Origin of the sequence: Bordetella petrii, from assembly GCF_020991325.1 — a bacterium.
GTDB lineage: Bacteria > Pseudomonadota > Gammaproteobacteria > Burkholderiales > Burkholderiaceae_B > Bordetella_A > Bordetella_A petrii_E.
Map to the genome: position 1 here is coordinate 1 of NZ_JAJMLX010000541.1, position 561 is coordinate 561.

General features: G+C 67.9%; 1 protein-coding gene. It reads left to right on the plus strand.

Annotated elements, in window-relative coordinates:
- Positions 1-74: 74 nt before the first annotated feature.
- Positions 75-500 (plus strand): group II truncated hemoglobin, encoded by a 426-nt coding sequence (locus tag LPZ50_RS25235; protein ID WP_230665550.1) that lies wholly within the window; start codon positions 75-77, stop codon positions 498-500.
- Positions 501-561 lie beyond the last annotated feature (61 nt).

Sequence of the window (561 nt, forward strand, 5' to 3'; positions counted from 1 at the left end):
CGCCAGCGACTTCGGCTTCGGTCAGGAGTTCGGCCAGTGTGTAGCGTGGCTTGGCTGGTATCGGCGTTTGTTGGATGACTGCCACCCGTGTCCAACCCACGGTCGAATCCCTGCAAACCTCGTCCACCCTGTTCGACACGCTGGGCGGCGAGCCAGCCATCCGCGAGCTGGTGGACCGCTTTTACGACTTGATGGACATCGAGCCCGACCTGGCCGCCCTGCGCGCGGCGCATGGCCCCAGCCTGGACTCGGCGCGCGACAAACTGTTCCTGTTCTTGTGCGGCTACTTTGGCGGCCCCAACTATTACATCGAGCGCTACGGCCACCCTCGGCTGCGTGCCCGGCACCTGCCGTTTTCCATCGGCCGCCTTGAACGCGACCAATGGCTGACCTGCATGGGACGCGCCATGCAGGACCAGGGCCTGGCGCCCGAACTGGTCGACCGCCTGCTGCAGGCCTTCTACGGCGTGGCCGACTGGATGCGCAACCGTGACGACTGAGCCCGGCTTCGACAGCGCCGCCGGCGCGCACCGCCTGGCCTGGGACGGCCCGCCGGCCGGC

Excerpts from the sequence above, each read along its gene's own strand:
- LPZ50_RS25235 (WP_230665550.1), top strand. The coding sequence starts at position 75 with ATGACTGCCACCCGTGTCCAACCCACGGTCGAATCCCTGCAAACCTCG.